Annotated in this window: 12 protein-coding genes; 11 read left to right on the top strand and 1 reads right to left on the bottom strand. The window is 60.5% G+C overall.

Features of this window, described 5'->3' with window-relative positions:
* The first annotated feature begins 196 nt into the window (after positions 1-196).
* The 10 genes from OHL12_RS03485 (at position 197) to OHL12_RS03440 (ending at position 18,091) form a co-directional block, all read left to right on the top strand.
* Entirely contained in the window at positions 197-3,787 is a 3,591-nt protein-coding gene (locus tag OHL12_RS03485) for a TonB-dependent receptor (RefSeq protein ID WP_317889796.1), read from the top strand.
* Positions 3,788-4,056: 269 nt separating this feature from the next.
* The gene (locus OHL12_RS03480) at positions 4,057-5,376 is read left to right on the top strand and encodes a tetratricopeptide repeat protein (protein ID WP_263412447.1); all 1,320 of its coding nucleotides are present in this window, start codon (positions 4,057-4,059) and stop codon (positions 5,374-5,376) included.
* Between the two features lie 53 nt (positions 5,377-5,429).
* Positions 5,430-6,536 carry an alkaline phosphatase family protein gene (locus OHL12_RS03475; RefSeq protein ID WP_263412446.1) on the top strand — a complete coding sequence of 369 codons (1,107 nt, stop codon included), beginning with the start codon at positions 5,430-5,432 and terminating at the stop codon, positions 6,534-6,536.
* Positions 6,533-7,843 (top strand): hypothetical protein, encoded by a 1,311-nt coding sequence (locus OHL12_RS03470; RefSeq protein WP_263412445.1) that lies wholly within the window; start codon positions 6,533-6,535, stop codon positions 7,841-7,843. The genes OHL12_RS03475 and OHL12_RS03470 overlap by 4 nt, the downstream gene beginning before the upstream one ends.
* 44 nt (positions 7,844-7,887) lie before the next feature.
* A complete protein-coding gene (locus tag OHL12_RS03465; RefSeq protein ID WP_263412444.1) occupies positions 7,888-9,531 on the top strand; it encodes a DUF5597 domain-containing protein in 1,644 nt (547 codons plus the stop codon).
* Between the two features lie 41 nt (positions 9,532-9,572).
* Positions 9,573-10,616 (top strand): LacI family DNA-binding transcriptional regulator, encoded by a 1,044-nt coding sequence (locus OHL12_RS03460; RefSeq protein WP_263412443.1) that lies wholly within the window; start codon positions 9,573-9,575, stop codon positions 10,614-10,616.
* Entirely contained in the window at positions 10,613-12,178 is a 1,566-nt protein-coding gene (locus tag OHL12_RS03455) for a sodium:solute symporter family transporter (RefSeq protein ID WP_263412442.1), read from the top strand. The genes OHL12_RS03460 and OHL12_RS03455 overlap by 4 nt, the downstream gene beginning before the upstream one ends.
* Before the next feature lie 84 nt (positions 12,179-12,262).
* Positions 12,263-14,323 (top strand): beta-galactosidase, encoded by a 2,061-nt coding sequence (locus tag OHL12_RS03450; RefSeq protein WP_263412441.1) that lies wholly within the window; start codon positions 12,263-12,265, stop codon positions 14,321-14,323.
* A 161-nt stretch (positions 14,324-14,484) separates the two neighbouring features.
* Positions 14,485-16,563, top strand: coding sequence for a beta-galactosidase (locus OHL12_RS03445; protein WP_263412440.1), 2,079 nt, complete (start codon positions 14,485-14,487; stop codon positions 16,561-16,563).
* A 130-nt stretch (positions 16,564-16,693) separates the two neighbouring features.
* The gene (locus OHL12_RS03440) at positions 16,694-18,091 is read left to right on the top strand and encodes a glycoside hydrolase family 27 protein (RefSeq protein ID WP_263412439.1); all 1,398 of its coding nucleotides are present in this window, start codon (positions 16,694-16,696) and stop codon (positions 18,089-18,091) included.
* A gap of 33 nt (positions 18,092-18,124) precedes the next feature.
* Here the strand turns inward: OHL12_RS03440 and OHL12_RS03435 are convergent, their stop codons facing one another.
* The gene (locus OHL12_RS03435) at positions 18,125-19,018 is read right to left on the bottom strand and encodes a LysR family transcriptional regulator (RefSeq protein WP_263412438.1); all 894 of its coding nucleotides are present in this window, start codon (positions 19,016-19,018) and stop codon (positions 18,125-18,127) included.
* A gap of 118 nt (positions 19,019-19,136) precedes the next feature.
* On the opposite strand from OHL12_RS03435, the gene katG reads away from it, so the two are divergent.
* Positions 19,137-21,422, top strand: coding sequence for a catalase/peroxidase HPI (gene katG / locus OHL12_RS03430; protein ID WP_399260551.1), 2,286 nt, complete (start codon positions 19,137-19,139; stop codon positions 21,420-21,422).
* Positions 21,423-21,502: the final 80 nt, after the last annotated feature.

Below are 21,502 nucleotides of genomic sequence, written 5' to 3'. Positions count from 1 at the left end.
CCTCTATCTGTGGATCTGCTCTCGAGACCTGACTCGGCCATCTCACATCTGACTGTTTTCGCCTTGCTACGCCCTGACAATCGTCGAGGGATGGCTGCTTTTAGTGCGAATCAACCGCCCGAAGCAGCTTCAATCGAAGCTGAAAAGAAGATGTTGACACCGATTTCTCCAGCGGCTTAGAGTTCTTGGCGCTGCAATGTATACGGATTCAGAAACGCCGAACATGCAGCCACCGAAAGCGAGACACAGGATGAAATTTCGAGGTCAAATGGCGCCATCGCCCATCACGGCTCTGCGAGGTGGAACTCTCGCAGTGACACTCTCTCTTGCGGCCTGTGGGGCAAGTGCATTCGCACAGGTCGATCAAGGCACTATCACCGGTACTGTCCGAGATGCGTCCGGCGCTGCAGTCTCCAACGCTTCGGTGACAATTACGAACGTTGATACAGGGTTCACCCTGACTGACAAAACGGACGGCAGCGGTGTTTACACCTTTTCGCCCGTCAAGATCGGTAACTACACCGTTCGGGTCTCGGCCTCCGGCTTCAACACTTCGGAGCAGAAGAACGTACAGCTTCACGTGGATGAGCGTGCGGGCGTCGACATGACACTCACCCCAGGCGCAACGGACGTGGTGACAGTCACCACCGAAGCACCTCAACTGCAGACCGGTGACGGCTCAACCGGACAGGTGATCGAGGCACAGACGATCGTCGATACGCCGTTGAACGGTCGCAACTACGTCTTCATCGCGCAGCTCACGACCGGCATTGCGCCTGCGAACGGCTCGCGCGGTCAGAACGGTGGCGACTTCAACGCCAACGGCCAGCGCGCTGAGCAGAACAACTTCCTGCTGGATGGCGTGGATAACAACGTAAACGTGGTGGACTTCTTCAACGGCGCCAGCTACAGCGTGAAGCCGCCACCGGAAGCCCTGGCGGAATTCAAAGTACAAACGGGAGCGTATAGCGCGGAGTTCGGCCACTCCGCAGGTGCTGTAATCAACACCTCGGTAAAGTCGGGCACAAACCACATCCACGGCGCGGCTTGGGAGTACATCCGCAACGATGCCTTCGACATCCACGAGTGGGCATCCTTCGGTAACCGGACTGTGCCGAAATACCGGCAGAACCAGTTCGGCGGAACGCTTGGCTTTCCGATCCTCAAGGACAAGCTCTTCCTGTTTGGTGACGCGGAAGCGAACCGCATTATCTTTGGCGAATCAGGAACCTTTACCGTTCCGACTGCCTTGATGCGCCAGGGCAATTTCTCCGAACTGCTGAATCCGGCGCTCACCGGCAACTCTCCAGTGCAGCTGGTGCAGCCCAACTCCGGCAACATCGCTACACCACTGCCGAACAACACGCTGCTGCCGTCACAAATCGATCAGACCGCGCTCAAGATCCTGAACCTGTACCCACAGCCAAACCAGGCAATTGGCGGCCGAACGGCAGTAAACAACTACTTCAGCAGCCGCAACGCCGTAAACAACACGACGCAATTTGATATTCGCGCGGACTACAACGCCAGTCAGCACGATCAGATGTTCGTCCGCACCAGCTACTCGAACACCCCTGGCACACGCACACCTCCGCTGGGCAATGTGCTGGATGGTGGTGGCTTCGGTGACACGGGAACGATCACCAATTTGAGCGAAGCTCTGGCCGCCAGCGAGACGCACATCTTCAACCCCAACCTGGTGAACGAAGCGCGCTTTGGTTACAACTACGGCCACTTCGGGTTCCTGCAGCCAAACGGCAGCAACACTGGACTCGCCGCGAGCCTGGGCCTGGGCGGCATTCCCGGCGGGCAGCAGAATGGCGGCCTACCTAACGTGGCCGTCAGTGGTATCTCAAGCTTCGGTTCACCAACGTTTGCGGTGACGGATGAGTACCAGAACGTCTACCAGATCTTGGATAACGTAACGAAGATCGCAGGCAATCACAGCATGCGTATGGGCGTGAACTTCCAGCGCATTCGCTTCTCGACGACCCAGCCGACTCAGTCGCGCGGTTCTTACGGCTTTACAGGTAAGTTCACCGCGGCCGCGGGCGCACCGACCGATAAGACGACCGGCATCGCCTACACGGGATTCGGAGTGGCCGACTTCCTGACCAACAACATGGACACAGCAGCAGTCTCCAACATCTTTACGTCGGACGATGTTCGCTGGATCCGTGCCGGATACTTCCAGGATGACTGGAAGGCGACACCGAATCTCACGATCAATATCGGCCTGCGTTATGAGTACGCACAGCCCTATCTGGAACGTCACGATAACCAGGCGGCGTTCATCGTAAATACGCTGGCACCCGGTGCTGGCACAGGCTTCTACCGCATCCCGCAGTCCAAGAGCGGAGTGCCGTTGGCAGCGAGCTTCCTGAACACGCTGGCCGCAAACCATATCAACCTGCAGTACACGAACAACCGTTTCCTGGTTGACCCGCAAAAGAAGAACTTCGCTCCGCGCTTTGGCCTGGCTTACAAGCTGAATGACAAGACGGTGATCCGGACCGGCTACGGCATCTTCTACGGCGGCCTGGAAAGCGCTGGTTATTACCCGAATTTGGGTGAAAACTATCCGTTTGAGTTCGACTCGACCTACAACTCACAGACGCTGTATGGGTCATGCAACGTGGGTAACTGCCGGAACAACGGCATCACCCTGGAGAACGGTTTCAACGCAGCAATCGCGGCTGGCCTGCAAAACTCAGTGTCTAACCCCAATCTCCGTGGTTCCGATCCTTTTGTGAAGACGCCGTACAGCCAGCAATACAATCTGGCCTTGGAGTACGCAATTAACCCCACGATGTCGACCACGGTGTCGTACGTTGGTTCGAACTCGCGTCACCTGGTGGTCTTCCCGGACCGGAACTCGGCGTTGGTTCTCCAGGCACCGGGCGCGAACACTACTCCGTACCAACCGTTCCCCACCATCGGTGGTGACGCATACAGCTCTTATGAAGGAGCCTCAAACTACAACTCCCTTCAGGCCAAGCTGGATCAGCGGTTGCGTAGCGGTCTTAGCTTTCTGGCAAGCTACACCTACTCGCACGCGCTGGACGATGCACCAACGCCACTCGGCAGCACGGGCGACGCTGGGTATCGCGGACCGAACCTGATCGGCCTTGGTAGTGACTACAGCAACTCACCTTTCGATGTAAGACACCGCTTCGCACTGAATGGTTCGTACGCCATCCCGTACGGTGTAGGCCGGGCGCACGGGAATCACCCGGGCATTCTGGATATCCTGCTGGGTGGATGGACCAACTCACTCACGTTTGTCGCGCAAACGGGTAACCCGTTCAGCATGAATTTGAGCGTGACTGGTCCTGCCGGTGCTGGCGCACATCCCGTCATGATCCGCAACGAGTTCGCTGGGGGTGGTACGTCCGATCCGCAGACGAAGCCATTCACCTGCCCTACGTCGACGCGCAACACGAATACTTGGTATAACCCCTGCTCGTTCCGTAACCCCACGCCCCTGGCAGCGGGACAGACGGTCACCGGGTTGTTCGCGCTTCCCTATCTCGGATCGCCGCGCAACAGCGCGTACGGACCGGGTTACGAGCGCATTAATGGCTCGCTATACAAGAACTTCGGACTCTTCCGGGAAACCACGTTCCAACTGCGCGCCGATTACTTCAACCTGCTCAACACACCTGCTTACGGCAACCCCAATGCGAACATAAGCAGCGGCGGTGGGCAGATTACGGGTGCCCGCAACCTGGGTGCCTTCACGCCTGACTCGCGATTCTGGCAGTTCGCGGGCAAGATCAACTTCTAACCAGCGCTACAACGATGTAACTGCGCAGCCGGAGGAGCTACTCCGGCTGCGTCGGTTTTACAGTCCTGGATCGCTCGGGTCATACGCCGCGACCCGATTGCCCTATCAGCATCTGCTTGAGCTTGAGTAAGATCGTCGCAATGATCCCTGCCCGTTTTGTCGTCGCGGCCGTACTGCTCGGAGTTTCGTGCAGCCGGGCGACGCTGTGGGCGCAGGACGCCACAGCGACCAGACACACTCCCGCACGACAGCAACAGAGTGGTGCATCGATGTCAGCCGAAGACAAGGCAAGTCTGACATCGGCCATTCAAGCCTATGAGGCTGGAAACCTCGCCGCGGCGCGGCCTTCCCTGCTGCGGCTTGCTACGAAATATCCGAAGCAGGTCGAGGTCCAGACTGCTACCGGCATGACTCTCGCGGAGTCGGGAGATCTGAAGGAGGCGCTTCCATATCTGCAATGCGCACATCGGCTGGCGCCGCGTGATGCGGACATCTCCGGCAACCTTGCGGTGGCCTTGATCAAGTCAGGGGCGCCCGGAGAAGCGGTTACTCTGCTGACCGAAGCCAGCTCGCAGCAGCCCGACAATCCGGTCCTGATGATCCATCTGGCGCAGGCGCAGATGGAAGCGGCCAATGCTTCCGCTGCTGCGAAGGCCTACTCCGCCGGAGCGCGCCTGATGCAGCAGCAAGGCGTTGCCGTGGACGATGATCTGCGGCACGATTGGGCCGTGGCACTGCTGACAGCCAATGATCCAGGCCAGGCGCTTACCGTCCTGCATGCGGCGCCGGACCAGGAGAGCTCGGCTCCGCTGCAAGAACTGCTGGGCGAGGCGGAGGAACAATCGCACCACTTCGAATCGGCCGCGCAGCATTTCAAGCGCGCGGCAGAGCTGGATCCCAGTGAGGCGAATCTATACAGCTATGCCACGGAGCTGATGCGTCACTGGACGTTCCCCGCTGCGATCCAGGTGCTGACCTACGCTGCGCAGCGCTACCCGTCCAGCGAACGGATGCGCACTGCACTAGGCGTTGCGTACTACGGCAACGCTGATTACGAGAAGGCAGTTCCAGTGTTTGCCGACCTGCTCGGCAAGGACCCGAACTCCAGTACGGCCGCGGACCTGCTTGGCCGAAGCTGCAGTGCTTTGGGCGGTGCCCAGCAGGAAGGATGTACCTCGTTGCGGCGCTTTGCGGAGGCGCATCCGGCGAATGCTGAGGCGTCGCTCTTTGCTGGAGTCGCCATCCTGCACCAGCCTGCGGACAAGCAGGATGCTGTAGCGGCTGAAGCTTTGTTGCGGAATGCGGTTCGCGTGAATCCCAAGCTGGCCGATGCCTGGTACCAGCTCGCGGTATTGCAGCAATCGCGAAACGACTGGGCGGGCAGCGCTGATCTGCTGCACCGTGCTCTGCAACAGCGTCCCGACTACCCCGAGGCGCACTACCGGCTCGCGCGCGCTCTCTCTCACCTGGGAAAGCGGGACGAGGCGCAGCAGGAGATCGCGCTGCAACAGAAGTATGCGGGTGATGCAAAGGCTGAGGAAGAACGGCGCATGAAGGAGGTGACGACATTCCTGGTTACGGCGAACTGAGCAGCTACCTGCGACAGGAAGCACATCGTCAGTCGCAAACGCGGCGCGACTTCATGCGGCACGCTGTGGGCTGCGCTGCTGGCGCGAGACTCTTTCCCGCGGCCGCAATGGCGTCGCTCGGTGCCGGGCCAGCGCCCAAAGCGGTTGTCGTCACGTTTGGCGGGGGCGCGCGCGATGCAGAAACGTTCGCGCCGGAGGGACAGGCGAACATCCCTCTGCTGCTGAGCCAATTGATTCCGCAGGCTACGTTCTACACGCAGGTCATCAACCGCGGCATCCTTGGGCATTACGTGGCTACCGCCTCACTGGCCACCGGTGTGTATGAGCGCTTCAACAATTTCGCAGCGACGCAGCCGGAAAACCCCACTGTCTTTGAGTACCTGCGGCGCGACCTGAAGCGCCCGGCGGAGGACGCTTGGGTGGTCGCGCCGAGCAACGGGTTTGGCGGCATCGGGGAGAGCAACAATCGCCTGTACGGAACAGGTCTTGGCGCACGGGTCATCCTACCTAAACATCTGCTGGCAGCAGCCATGCGCGGGACCACCGGCGGAGCCATGACGGAGCACATGCTGCGCGACAACTACGAGACGCCGCTGTTCGATCCGTCGCCCACCGGTTCAATCTCAGAACAGGACCTGCATCGCACGGCCGAGCTTCTGGACCTCTCTATAGAAGACTTCCGGGCGCATGCCGCGACTCTCAACAGTCCCGATGAACTTTCGTTCTATATCGCCCGGCAGATCATGCGCCGCGCTGCACCGTCGCTGTTATGGATCACCTTGCACGACATCGACATCGCACACTCCGGCGCGTTCTCGCTCTACCTCGAGGGCATCCGGCGCAGCGATCGCCTTTGCGCGGAGATCTGGCGCACGATCCAGAGCGAGCCGGAATACAAAGACCGCACCACGCTGTACGTTTTGCCTGATTTCGGCAGAGACTCCGACGAGGACTCCGGTGGGAACGGCTTTCAGCACCATCGCACCGGCGATCCGTTGAGCCGCACTACGTGGATGCTGGTGCTTGGGCCCGGCGTGCGACAAAACGTTGTCATCGATCGTCCCGTAGATTCGCTGGACCTGGTCCCCACGCTGGCGCAGCGCCTTGGCTTTCAGGCGCGGTTCGCCCGCGGCACACCGCTCACGGAGGTGCTGTCGTGATGCAGTTGGCCAACGCTTCGCCGGCGCAGCAACGTGCTGAGGAGCACGTGGAGACCGGCAGCCAGAAAGGCCTTCAAGGAAACGGCGGCTCGGCTGTAGTACGCAAGCCACAGGACCTGGTGGAAACGTCGTTTCACGAGTACCCGCCCGAAGCGCGGCAGATGGTTACGCGCTTTCTGCCGCTTCTGCGAACGTTGCCACTTCCGCTGCTGCCACTTCTGCTGCGGGAAATTGCCGCCTATGACTATCGCTTTCCACGGGAGCGGGAACGAATCCTCTCGCAACTCACGCAGCTTCAGGCGCGGGACGCGGTATCGCGGGAGCGGTTGCTGGCACCTTTCCGTACCTTCGAGCTTCCTGCATCGTTGGAGGCGATGGACTGGGTCAGCGAACCAGGCCACTACCTGGATGTGTTGACCGCTACGTTGTGGTCGAGCGGGCAGATGCCTCGATTCCGCCAGGCAGCGAAGGACTTTGTCGAAGCATTTCCCGATCCTACCCAGGCTGGCGCAGCGGTTCCTCGGCACGTGCTAATCCTGCTCGACGGAACGCTGGAAGGTCTTCCAGCGTTCCGCAAGCTGCGCTCGCATGGCCTTGCGCTGCGGATTGCGGACCGGGATGGCTGGCAAGGCATGCTGCGGCATACCGCCGAGCGAGCCTCCGCGCACCCTTCCGAGTACGGGCATTGGTATATCGATGGAGGATCGCGGCGGGATGCCGAAGCGATGCCCCGTACGAGCCAGAGCCTCACGGTCGTCAGCTACGACGCCCTCGCTCCAGTTCGCGCCAGCCTGCTTGCACGCGCACGGAATGCGATGAGCGCGGAAAGCAGCGGTCCAGAACAGTTGAGAACGCTGCTGATGCAGACCACTCCCGAGCAGATGGGCATGGACAGAGCAGATTCGGCGCTCACGCACTTTCAGCTTTCGTTATTGACGGAAGGATCGGGCACACAGATCTTCGCGACAACCTTTGTGCAATGGGCAGCCCGAGAGTGCCTTCGGCGTGCAGAGCCAAACACGTTATTGCTTCGCTTCACGCCGCGGCAGGCGGAGCAGGGTATGAACGAGATGCTCTCGGGAGCGCCGCCGGCCGGGTTGGATACAAGGGGATCGCTGGTCGATGCGGAACAGGGTGCCTGGTACACCTGGATCAACCTGCAACGGCTTCCCGGAGCGGAGACCGCAAGCTGTCTGGTCTGGCACGAGCGCACCGGAGAGGCGGCCGTCCTTGGCCCAGGGTTGACTGCGGGTAAAGCACTCTCTGCTCCACAGACGATGTCCCAAGCACTGCGGTTGTTGAGCTGAGCCCACCGGATTACGCGGCAAGTAAGCCGACGAAAGGAATAACCATGATGGTTACTGCACTACGCTGCGCTTTTGTCGGCGCTCTTTGTTCGGTGATGCCGCTGGTCCTTAGAGCCGCAGAAAAGCCGCACCTTGAGACCAGGAACGGTCGCCACGCGTTGATTGTGGACGGCGCTCCCTTTCTTGTTCTGGGAGCACAGATCAACAATTCCAGTTCGTGGGCAAGCACGCTGCCGCAGGTGTGGCCTGCACTGGAGGATATGCACGCGAATACGGTTGAGGCGCCGGTCTATTGGGAGCAACTGGAATCTCGACCCGGCACGTTCGATTTCAGCACCGCCGACCTTCTGATTAAGGGCGCGAGAGAGCACCACTTGCATCTAGTGCTCCTGTGGTTTGGCACTTGGAAGAACGGCAACATGCATTACGTGCCGCAATGGGTGAAGACCGATCCGAAGACTTATCCAAGGGTGATCAATGCGGCAGGCAAACCCATCGACGTCTTAGCTGCCGGCTCGCGCAACAACCTGCAAGCGGACCAGCGCGCGTTCGCCGCGCTGATGCATCACGTTGCAGAGGTCGATGCTCAGGAGCACACCGTGATCCTCGTGCAGGTGGAAAACGAATCGGGCATCATCGGTTCACCTCGGGATTACTCAACGGAATCGAACCGCGAGTTTGCGGGGCAGGTGCCGGCTGAAGTGCTGAGAGCCCTACACAAGCAGCCTGGGACCTGGACCGAAGTATTTGGCAGCCGCGCTGATGAGACCTTCCAGGCCTATCAGCAGGCGCATTACGTCAACGAGATTGCGAAAGCAGGCAAACGGGAGCTCGACATCCCTTTCTATTGCAATGTCTGGCTCGAGTACCCGATCGGGGAACTGCCCGAGCGCCAGATTCCGAATCCCGGCATTGGCTGGCCTTCCGGCGGTCCCACGCAGACGATGCTTCCCTTGTGGAAGGCTCTAGCGCCCGCCATCGACATGATCGGACCCGATATCTACTCGGACGACCGCAAGTTCTATACGAGCGTCTTGGACGCGTACGCCCGGCCTGACAACCCACTCTGGATTCCAGAGACTGGATACGGCGATTCCTACGCGGCCTACTTGTATCTCGCTCTAGGCAAGGGTGCGATCGGATTCTCTCCGTTCGGGGTAGACCGCACCGGATGGACCTGGGCACCAGCAGCGCCGGACGATTCGGCTGCTCACCGGCGCGAGCCGGAAGGCCCGCGAGCTCACACGTCCAACTACGCGCTTCTGGCGCCGATGGCTCGCGAGTTGGCGCAGCTAAACCTGGAAGGCAAACTGCAGACCGCAGTAGATGCGCCAGGCCAGGCCGAACAGGAGCTGGACTTCGGGCAATGGAAAGCAACGGTCCGGTTCGGGTTCCCACAGCCAGATGGCCGGCCGGCTCCCGGAACCCCGGATCATAGCGGTCGCGCCCTGGTGGCCCAGATCGGCCCTGACGAGTTTCTTGTCACGGGAGTCGATAGCAGTGTCTTCTTCCACACTGCGGGCCATCTGCCCGGCATCGGCTCGCAGATTCTGCAGGCCGAAGAGGGGCACTACGTGGATGGCAAGTGGGTCCCGCTGCGCCTATGGAATGGTGACCAGACTGACCGTGGACTGAACTTCCGGCGATCCGGGAATGCGGTGGTGCATATCAAGATGGGTACATTCTGAGAATGAGCCGCCTAGAGGCCGGACCGAGGTAGAGTGAGCACATGAACATGCGTGAAATCGCACGGCGCGCCGGAGTATCGAGCGCCACCGTGTCACGCGTCATCAACGGCTCAAACGCGGTCACGGCAGAGACGGCGCGGCGGGTCCAGGTCATTCTCGACGAAGCCAAATTCATCCCGAATCCGAGTGCGACGACCCTGAAGTACGGGCGAAGCAAAACCTACGGTCTGGTCATCCCGGACATTTGCAACCCATACTTCTCCGAGTTTCTTGCGGCGTTTGAAGCGGCCTTAGAGCAGATCGATCACGAGATGCTGCTGACGAGCGTGCAGGATGCGGAAGGCCTGTTGCGTTCAGTACGTCGCATGCTGATGCGCCAAGTGGACGGCGCGGTCCTGATGGGTTCCGAATTTGAAACTCAGGCTATCGAGCCGCTCCTGCAGCGCCGCATTCCTATCGTGACGCTGGATCGGCGCAGTACAGACGCCGGTCGGAGCGATGTAGCGATCGACTACGAATCCGGCTTTACAGAAGCAGTTCTGCATCTGCGCTCGCTCGGCCATGACCGCATCGGCTTCATCGGAGGCTACCCGCAGATGCAAACGTCGAAGCTTCGGGTCAACGCGTTCCGGCAGGCACTGCAAGCGGCAGACCTCCGTTATGATGCGACGCTGGTCAAGCCCGGAAACTACCGGGTCCCGGGTGGCGAGGCCGCGATGGCCCAACTTCTAGACTTGCCCGAGCCGCCAACTGCGGTGCTGCATGCCAACGACCTGAGTGCGTTCGGTGCCATGCTCGGCGCACACAAGCGCGGCCTGCAGGTACCCCGCGACATCTCCCTGATCGGCACCGACGACGTCCTGCTGAGTGAAGTGATGCATCCCCCACTCACGACGGTTCGCATCCCGCGCAAACGTCTGGCGCAGCTCTGCATCGAAGCGCTTGAGCACACGAAGCGGCAGGAAGATGGTAGGGGTGCACAGTTCAGCCTGAAAACCGAATTGGTGGTGCGCGGGACCACTGCGCCACCTCGCCAGGCGAGACGATCCACGAACAAGCCCCGAGTTCGTAGAGCACCACAGTGAATCCGCACCTGCTGCCGCTCTTTGCGTACTTTGCGTTCACACTCCTGGTTGGCCTTTGGACCAGGTCCAGGGTCGCTACATCGGAAGACTACCTTCAGGCATCCCGCTCTCTCCCTTTCGGGATCGTGCTGGCGGCGTACCTGTCTGCAAACTTCAGCGCGGTGGAAATAGTCGGCCTGAGCGCCATGGCGGCCCAGTACGGTGCGGTGGCTCTGCACTTTTATTGGATCGGAGCGATCCCTGCGCTAGTGTTTCTCGCCATCTGGATGATGCCTCTCTACCGGCAACACGGCATCCAGAGTGTGCCGCAGTTTCTTGGCCAGCGATACGGCCCCAGGATGCAACTGCTGAACGCTGGCGTAACCGCAGTGGTACTTCAGTTGCTGGCAAGCATCAGCCTCTATGCCCTGGGTGAGGTAGTCCATGTCATCGCAGACATTCCGTTGCGTTGGAGCCTGCTGCTCTGTACTGCGCTAGTCACCAGCTATGTCTTGCTGGGCGGCATTCGAGCCACCATGTACAACCAGGTGCTGCAGTTTGCGACGCTGCTTGCCGGAACCGCTCCGCTTGCCATCCGGTGCGCTCGCATGCCGGGTTTGCTGAACGGTGCCGCTTTGGGTGCGCATGGTCATGTGTGGCGCAAGCTTCCCTGGGTAGACCCACGCGCTCCGATGGACCTACTCGGCATTGTGGTCGGCTTGGGTTGCGTGCTCAGTTTCAGCTACTGGTGTACGGATTTTGTTCTGATGCAGCGAGCGTTCACGGCTCGCACAGACCTGGCCGCGCGACAGGTGCCGCTGCTGGCCGGCTTCGGCAAGCTTCTGTTTGCGGGGATCGTGGTCGTGCCGGGTCTGGCCGCTCCCATCTTGCTTCATGTCAACGACGGCCGCTTTGATCGAACGATCCCACGCATGATGCAGCAACTGTACGGACCGTGGATGCTGGGACTCGGGTTTACGGCGTTGTGCGCTGGCCTCATGTCGTCCTTTGCGTCAAATCTTTCCGCCTTTGCGGCGATCTGTACGATCGATTTGCTACCAGAGCTGAGGTCTCGAAAATCCGGGCAGCGCCAGGCCACGCCGGTTCGCCTCGGCGTCGCTGCCATCCTGGTAGCCGCAGTCCTCAGCCTGTTCCTCTCTCTGCTTAATTTCCTGTTCAGCAACATCATGGAAGCAGTGCAACTTATCTTTTCGGTGCTTGGGGTTCCCTTCTGGGCGGTGTTTTTCGGCGGCATGATTTCCCGCTCAGCTTCGGAACGAAGTGCTTTGGTGGGCTTCAGCGCGGGATCCGCGGTGGCGTTGGGCATCATCTTCCTGGGTCGGCTTGGAGCCATCCCGTTCGGCAGCAACATGGCGGCGAATTTCTATGCGGCACTCCTCGCCTTCACCGTTGCGTTGACGCTGGTGCTTGTCATTCCGAGCGGCGCACCGGCGCTCTCTGTGAGTGAAAAGACGTTACTGGGCCGAAGCAATGCGTTGGCATCTCCCGTGGATCGACGTCTTCTCCTGGTGGCCACGCTTCTTTTGCTGTGTACCGCAGTTTGCAATTGGATCTGGAGATAGGGCGAGCTTTCGGACCTGGCAAACCGGTCAGTCGCCAAGGCTGAGTGAATCCGTATACACTGCCGCCGAGGAAACGTGCCCCCAATGCGACATCACCTACGTTCCGCGCTGCTTGCGATTACTGCCACCGTTCTGCCATGCACTGTCATGGCACAACAGGCCCTTCCTACGGAACAGCGGGTGCCTGCATTGCTGTTGGGCGCGGCCTGGTATCCGGAGCAGTGGCCTGAGCAGAGGTGGGAAGCCGACCTGGCACTCATGGAAGCTGCGCACATCCACCTGGTGCGCGTGGGCGAGTTTGCCTGGAGCACGATGGAGCCGAGTGAGGGAAACTTCCAGCTCGACTGGTTGGAGCGAGCCATCCGAGCGGCGGAAAAGCACCATATCGCAGTTGTTCTAGGCACACCCGGCGCTGCGCCACCGGCGTGGCTCACTCAGAAATATCCGGAAACTCTTCGCACCAAAGAGGATGGCCGCAAGGACGAACATGGCAATCGCCAACAGTTTGACTGGTCCAGTCCCAAGTATCGCGAACTGGTCACCCGGATCACGGAACGCATGGCGCAACGCTTTGGCCACGATCCCGATGTGATCGGCTGGCAGATCGACAATGAGTATGCGGCAGAAAGCTATGGCCCAAGTACTCGGGCACAGTTTCAGCATTGGCTCAAAGCCAAGTACAAGACACTGGATGAGTTGAACCGGCGCTGGACCACGGCGTACTGGAGCGAGACCTACCAGAGCTGGGATCAGATCCCAATCGAAGAGGGATACGGCAACCCCGGTCTGTTGCTGAACTGGAAAGAATTTGTCAGCGACACCTGGCGCAGCTATCAGCGCGCACACCTGGACGCGATCCGCAAGTACGCTGAGCCGCGGCAACGCATTACGACCAACATGATGGGCTGGTTCGATGCCTACGATCACTACACCGTGGCGCAGGACCTGGATTTTGCGTCATGGGACGACTACGTGGGCCGTGGGCATCTGGACCTGGCGCGGAACGGTGCCGCGCATGACCTGACACGGGGATTTCTCCGCAAGAACTTCTGGGTCATGGAGACGCAGCCAGGCTTCGTGAACTGGTCGCCCAACAATACGGCCCTGGACAAGGGCGAAGTGCGTGCCATGGCTTGGCACGCCATTGGGCACGGCGCGGAAGCGGTGGAGTACTGGCAGTGGCGCAGTGCGCTGAACGGGCAGGAGCAGTATCACGGGGTGCTCGTGGGTGCGGATGGGACACCTGTTCCGCTCTATGCAGAGGTTCAGCAGATTGGAGCAGACTTTGAAAAAGCTGCCCCCGTGCTCGCCGGCACCACGGTCGAGTCGCAGGTTGCCATCCTGCAGGATTACCCAAGCCGATGGGCGATCAACTGGCAGCGGCACAACAAGAGCTTCGATCCCGTGGGCGACGCGATCGTTCCGTGGTACGCCGCGCTACGGGCGCAGGCGCATTCGGTTGATGTTGTGTCGGACGTGGCGCCGCTGTCCCGCTACAAGCTCGTGGTCGCCCCAGCGCTGAACCTGCTAACGCCGGCTGCCATCCACAACCTGGAAGCCTATGTAGAGGCTGGCGGCCACCTGGTGCTGACGCAGCGTAGCGCCATGAAGGACGAAGACAACAGCCTGATGCCACAACGGCAACCGGGACCGCTGGGAAGCCTTCTGGGCGATCGCGTGGAACAGTGGTATGCGCTGGACGAGGCCGCACCCGTGACCGGAACGTGGGGCAACTCGACTTCGCCGAAATGGGCGGAACAGTTGGGCTCACCCGCTCCGGGAACCGAAGTGCTGATGCGCTATGGCAAGAGCAATGGCTGGTTGAATGGCCAGCCTGCGGCCGTGACGCGCCACGTCGGCAAAGGGCAAATTACGTACATTGGCACGGCGCTGGAGCAGCCCGCGATGACTGCTGCAGCCAAGTGGATGATGAGTCAGAGCGGCCTTGAGACCGTGATGCCGGACCTGCCGGCTGGGGTTGATCTGGCGGTACGTTCCGCTCCTGGCCGGAAGGTCTATATCCTGACGAACTACGACGCGACCCCGCAGACCGTCGCTCTTCCGCATGGCATGTCGAATGTGCTGACTGGAGAAACCGTCAGCAAGATCACCCTTGCGCAATACGAGGTCGCGGTCCTGAAGTAGACCGTCAGCCGCTTCAGTTCTGAGTGGCAAAACACCGGTTGCAGGTTGAACCGTACGTTCAGCGGAGTTCCACGATGCGAAATCCTCTCCTTCGAAGTCTGCGGTTTGCCTCTCTTCTCGCCCTTAGCGTTCCCCTTGGAGCGCAGGAAGCCGCACCGGGGATGAAGCAGCCTACGATTCTGTACGGCGCCGCTTATTACAACGAGTACATGCCAGCGGCACTGCAACCGGGCAGACTCGACGTGGACGTCAAGTTGATGAAAGACGCCGGCATCACCGTGGTGCGCATGGGCGAGTCCACCTGGAGCCTGTGGGAACCCCGTGACGGTGTCTTTGAGTACGCCTGGATGGACCGCGTGGTCGATGCCATGAACAAAGCGGGCATCAAGGTGATCCTGGGAACCCCGACGTACTCGATTCCGAGCTGGATGGCGAAGGCACATCCAGCGATGCTCGCCCGGCCCATAGACGGGGGCGCTACCGGGTACGGTATGCGGCAGAACATGAACACCGACGATCCAGACTATCGGCGCTATGCCGAACGCCTGATCGTGAACCTGGTGGAGCACTACAAGGACAATCCCGCCGTGATCGGCTGGCAGATCGACAACGAAACCTCCAGCTACGGCGCCACCAACTCATCGCTCTATCCAGCGTTTGTGGATCGGCTCAAGCGCAAGTTCGGCACAACGGACGCGCTGAACAAAGCCTGGTTTCTCAACTACTGGGGACAGGACGTGAACGATTGGGCCGACTTTCCCACACGCGATCATGCCACCAGTACGAGTTACAAGCTGGAGTGGTCTCGGTTCCAGCAGGATCGAGTCACAGATTTCCTAGCATGGCAGGCCGCGCTCGTGCGTTCCCATCGCGGGCCGAACCAGTTTGTGACGCAGGACTTTGGCAGCATGATGCGGGCCGACGTGAACGAAGTCGAGGTGTCCAAGGTTCTGGACGTGGTCGCGAACAATCCTTACTGGGTTGCACAGGACCATATGGACGGTGCGTTCCAGGCGATGCAGGGCGACTTCGCACGCTCGTTGAAGCATGGCAACTACCTGGTGACCGAGACGGATGCGCAGACCGAGGGCTGGAGCTCACAAGGGCAGTTCCCGCCCTATGACGGACAGTTACGCCTGGACGTGTATACCCACACCAGCAGCGGCGCCAACACGGTGGAGTACTGGCACTGGCATTCCATCCACGCGGGACAGGAGACCTACTGGAAGGGCGTGCTCAGCCACGATTTGCAACCCAATCGAGCCTATGCGGAAGTCTCGCGAGTGGCGCACGAACTTCGCCAGATCGGACCGAAGATTGCCAACATGCAGGTGCATAACGATGTCGCGATTCTCTACAGCGTCGACTCGGCCAACGCCATCCGCTTCATGCCGTACGCATCCTCGCCCGGTGGTTGGACGCCAGGTCAGATGAGCGATTCGTATGGAGGGACGTTGCAGCAGTTGCATCGTGCTCTGTACCGCGCCAACGTTGGAACCGACTTTGTGTTCCCCACCACGCCGGACTTTTCGCAGTACAAGCTGCTTGTCGTCCCGTCGCTCTACTCTGCAGACGACGCGCTGCTGCGGCGCATCGCCGATTACGTGCATCACGGCGGCCACGTGCTCATGACCTTCAAGAGCGGCTTCACCAATGAGAACTCAGCGGTGCGCTGGGAGCTGGCGCCCGGGCCGTTGCGCGAAGCGGCCGGTTTCACTTATCAGGAATTCTCAAGCTTGGAAAAGCCGTTGAGCCTGCGAAATGATCCCTTCCACGCCGGCGCAGCCAACCGGGTGACCGACTGGGCGGAGTTCCTGCGACCAACGACCGCTCAGACGCTTGCAACGTACGATCATCCTTTCTTTGGCCGGTGGCCTGCGATCACGCGCAACACCTGGGGCACGGGAACCCTCACCTATGAGGGGACGGTTCTATCGCCCGAACTGCAGCAAGCCGTCGTTCTGGACACGTTGCGGAGCAGCGGGATTCCGGTGGACGCAGGGACAGTAGCGTCGCCGGTGCGCGTGAAGCGCGGCCGCAGCGCGGACGGCAGCACACTGACCTATCTGCTGAACTACAGCTCGGACGCGCAGGATGTTCGGTTCAACGGAACCGCGGGCAAGGATCTATTGACGAACGCCTCCGTGGCTCAGGGTGCGAGCGTGCATCTGCAGCCCTGGGATTTGATGATCATCGAGAGCAAGTCACTCGGAAGCGGTACGAGACCGAGCCGACGATAACTCAGGACGCGCCTGATTCGGTGCTTGCCGCGCTTCCGATCACAAAGGGCAGCGTTTACGGGAAGCTTCTAAATATCGCGAAGGCTGGCTGCGGTGAGCCGCAAGCGCGCCAAGTCGGAAAGAGGTCTCAATGCGTCGATGGCTTTCCTCCTGTCTGTTTGCGGCGTTTGCGGTCTTACTGGCGGCGACGTTGGGGGCGCAGAGCGGTTCGACCATCCTGGCGCCCACGCCACCGATGGGTTGGAACAGTTGGGACAGCTACGGCCTGACTGTGACCGAGCAGCAGTTCCACGCCAACGCGGAGGTTCTCAGAGACAAGTTGAAGCCGTTCGGATGGACTTATGCCGTCGTCGACGAGGGCTGGTACATGGAGAACCCCGAACAGCGGCCTCATCCGGGAAACCTGCAATACGCTCTCGACGAACACGGCCGCTTCCTGCCGGCTCCGGTGCGCTTTCCTTCCGCGGGCGGCGCACCAGTGAAGCACGACGGGCAGACGCGGCTGTATAGCGGGTCTGAAGGCATGATGCAGCTGGCACGGTGGACGCATGCGCAAGGCCTGAAGTTTGGGCTTCACATTCTTCGCGGCATCCCTAAAGAAAGTGTTCGCCTGAAGCTGCCAATCGAGGGCTCGCCCTTTTCCGCTCCCGATGCGGCGGATGTTGCCGAGACCTGCCCCTGGGACCCCACCAGTTACGGGGTGCGCGACAACGCAGCCGGCCAGGCTTGGTATGACTCCCTCATCCGCCAGTACAGCCACTGGGGTGTGGACTTCCTCAAGGTCGATTGCATTGCAGACCACCCGTACAGGGCTTCGGAGATTCGGCAAATCCACGACGCCATCGCAAAGAGCGGACGTGCCATGGTGCTAAGCCTCTCTCCCGGACCGACGAATCTGCAGCATGCCGACGAGGTGCAACGGCTCTCGCAGATGTGGCGCATCTCGAATGACGTGTGGGACGTCTGGAGCGGCTCCGGCGACTTCCCTTTCTCGGTCAGCAGTCAGTTTGCACGTATTGCCGCTTGGGCGCCACACGCAGGTCCAGGTCACTGGCCGGATGCGGATATGCTGCCGTTCGGCATGCTTGCACCCAGGCCGGACGTGGGACCGGGACCGCGCATGTCACGCCTTTCGTTGGACGAGGAGCAATCGCAGTTTACGTTGTGGGCGATCAGTCGCAGCCCGCTTGTTCTTGGCACGAATTTGACCATGCTGGATGCGGCAACGATCTCGCTGCTTACAAACCGGAAGGTAATTCGTGTCGATCAAACCGCTCTGGTGAGCCGTCAGGTCTACGCCGACGAACGAATGGTCGTGTGGACGGCCGACATGCTGAACAAGAACCATGCGATCGCGTTCTTCAACTTGTCAGAGGCAACGCTGCCCGCACCGAGTTCTTTGCACGGTGTTCAGATTCCGCGTGGCATCCCTATCAAAGATGCATGGACTGGCGAAATTTTGAGCGACAGCGCCCAGTTCAAGCAGTTGCCACCGCATGGCTGCGCGATGTACTTGTGGCAAAACTAGGCTTCCTGCGAGCATCTCGAAGCGGGTTTGGTGCTATACCTCTTTGCGCCTTCGAGAGCGAGCCTGAAGCCAGGTTGCGAACGTTTGCTGCGCCTGATTGAAGCTGCGGCCGCGAAGAGACGCCAGAATAATGGTGCGAACCGCCGTGCTGTCGCGCAGCGGAAGAAACCTGCAGGCAGCCGCTCGAGTGAGCGCCATCTCTGGGATGAGTGAGATTCCAATGCCCGCGGCAACCATGCCCAGCACAGAGCTGAACTGGCTGCTCTCAAACGAAATATTCGGTGTGACGCGAGCGCTTCCACACAGGTTCAGGCTTAGATCGCGGAAGCAATGGCCGTCGCGCAGCATAACAAAGGATTCGCCGCGCAGCTCTGTCAGCGCAAGGGAGCGACGACTGGCGAGCGGATGCGCTTCGGGCAGAGCCACAAAGAGCCGCTCGGTGCGGATCCGGGTCAGTTCCAAATCTTTCTGCCGGATGGGTAAGGACAGCAGCGCAAAGTCGATCGAGAGATTTCTCAAGCTCTCGATGAGACCTGGCGTGGTTTCTTCGACGATCCGCAGCCGCGACACTGGGTACTGCTTGGCGAACGCGACCGTAAACGGCGGGATCAGGTACGGAGCGATTGTCGGGATCGCGCCGAGTGTCACATTGCCCCGAACGTCGGCCGTATTAGAAACGCTGGCACGTGCCAATTCCAGATGGTCCAGCACAGAACGGGCGTGCGGCAGAAAAGCGCGTCCGGCCTCAGTCAGCCGGATGCCGCGGCTGAGGCGGTCGAAGAGCTTGGTGCCGAGTTCCTCTTCCAGCTTGAGTACCTGCTGTGAAAGCGATGGCTGCGCCACCTGACAACGCTCGGCCGCGCGGCTGAAGCTGCCCGTATCGTGTACAGCACAGGCGTATCGGAGCTGGTGCAATTCCATAGCCATAGCCTATACCTCGCAAGCCTGTGGCTTATTTGAACTATGAAATCGCGGGTGCTAGAGTCGAACTCGACGATTCGGGTGTGCCCTGTGGGAGCCCTCGAAGAGACCAGAAGGAGAAACGATGGGCTTCGAACAGAGCGAATACGTGGCACCGGCACAGTCCGAGCCGAACGCACAGGTGGCCGGACAGGCAGGCTGCCCGTTTGATCACAAAGCGGCTGCCAGTGGGGCTGCGCCGAGCAACACCGTGGAGCGCCACGCGCCCATGACCAACCGGGACTGGTGGCCGAACCATCTTCAGTTGGATCTGCTGCACCAGCACTCGCGCCTGTCCAACCCGATGGCAGAAGATTTCGATTATGTCCAGGAGTTCAAGAAGCTTGACTACTGGGGTCTGAAGAAAGATCTTGCCGACGTGATGACCAACTCGCAGGACTGGTGGCCGGCCGACTTTGGCCACTACGGTCCACTGATGATCCGCATGGCTTGGCACTCAGCAGGCACCTATCGCACCTATGACGGTCGTGGTGGCGGCGGACGCGGACAGCAGCGATTTGCACCTCTGAACAGCTGGCCCGACAACGTGAACCTGGATCGCGCCCGCCGGCTCCTGTGGCCGGTCAAGCAGAAGTACGGTAAGCAGATTTCGTGGGCCGACCTTCTGATTCTGGCCGGCAACGTCGCCCTCGAAACCATGGGCTTCAAGACCTTTGGCTTCGCTGGCGGTAGACCCGATGTTTGGGAGCCGGACCACGATGTGAACTGGGGTGCGGAAAACACGTGGATGGGTACGGACAAGCGGTACACCGGCGATCGTGAGCTTCATCCACAGCTCGCGGCGACCACCATGGGTCTGATCTATGTGAACCCGGAAGGTCCTGAAGGCGTTCCCGATCCGGCCGCCTCCGCACGAGACATCCGCATCACCTTCGGACGCATGGCGATGAACGACGAAGAGACGGTGGCCCTGATTGCGGGCGGCCACACCTTCGGCAAGACCCACGGAGCCGGCGCAGGCCACCACTTGGATCACAATCCGGAAGCGTCGCCCATCGAGAATCAGGGCCTTGGCTGGTCCAGTGCGTACAAGACGGGCATTGCGGGAGACGCCATCACCAGCGGCCTGGAAGTGACCTGGACGACCAAGCCTCGTGAATGGACCAACGACTACTTCGAGCACCTGTTCAAGTACGAGTGGGAGCTTACCAAGAGCCCGGGCGGTGCGCACCAGTGGAAGCCCAAGGGCGACCAGGGCGCAAACACGGTGCCCGACGCTCACGATCCGAACAAGAAGCATCAGCCAGGAATGCTGACTTCGGACGTCGCGTTGATTGCGGATCCGGTGTACAAGAAGATTTCGCAGGACTTTTACGAGAACCCGGACAAGTTCGCGGATGCGTTCGCTCGCGCCTGGTTCAAGCTGACCCACCGCGACATGGGCCCGAAGGCCCGCTACATCGGGCCGGAAGTGCCGAGCGAAGATCTGCTTTGGCAGGATGTTGTGCCCGCTGTCGACCATCCAGTGGTTGACGAAGCGGACATCAAGGTGCTGAAGGAGAAGGTACTGGCATCCGGACTCACTGTGCCGGAGCTGGTATCGACGGCCTGGGCCTCCGCCTCAACGTTCCGCGGTTCCGACAAGCGTGGTGGTGCGAATGGAGCTCGTATCCGGCTCGCACCGCAGAAGGACTGGAAGATCAACCAGCCGGAACAGTTGAGCCGCGTCCTGGCGAAGTTGGAGCAGGTGCAGCAGGAGTTCAACGCTTCCGCCACGGGCGGGAAGAAGATATCGCTGGCTGACATGATTGTCCTCGCGGGTGCGGCAGCGATCGAAAAGGCCGCTCAGGATGGAGGAACCCAGGTCACGGTTCCCTTCACGCCGGGACGCACCGACGCAACGCAGGAGCAGACGGATGTGGAGTCGTTCTCGGTGCTGGAGCCAAAGGTAGATGGCTTCCGCTCCTACGGCTACAACGATCCGGAACCGGCGGAGGTCGCGCTGTTGGACAAGGCTCAGCTGATGCGCCTGACCGCGCCCGAACTGACCGTGCTGATCGGCGGACTACGAGTGCTGAACACCAACTACGGCGGGACGAACTTCGGTGTCTTCACCGATCGGCCCGGCACGCTGACCAACGACTTCTTCGTTAACCTGCTGGACATGAAGTACGTCTGGAAGGCGGCAGACAGCGAGAAGAACACCTTCGAGGGTCGCGAGCGGAAGTCAGGCGAGGTGAAGTGGAAGGCAACACGCGCCGACCTCATCTTTGGCTCCAACGCTCAGCTTCGCGCCACGGCTGAGGTCTATGCCTGCTCGGATTCCCAGCAGAAGTTTGTGAACGACTTCGTCCATGCCTGGTTCAAGGTGATGAACCTGGATCGCTTTGACATCATTCATACCGTGTAACCTCCGGAGTGCCTGAGCCACAGGCAGTCCGCCAACAACGAGAGCGGCGCACCCTTGCAGGAGACCAGCAAGAGTTGCGC

Origin of the sequence: Terriglobus aquaticus (assembly GCF_025685415.1) — a bacterium.
Classification (GTDB): Bacteria; Acidobacteriota; Terriglobia; order Terriglobales; family Acidobacteriaceae; genus Terriglobus; species Terriglobus aquaticus.
This window is presented reverse-complemented; position numbering and strand designations above follow the sequence as displayed.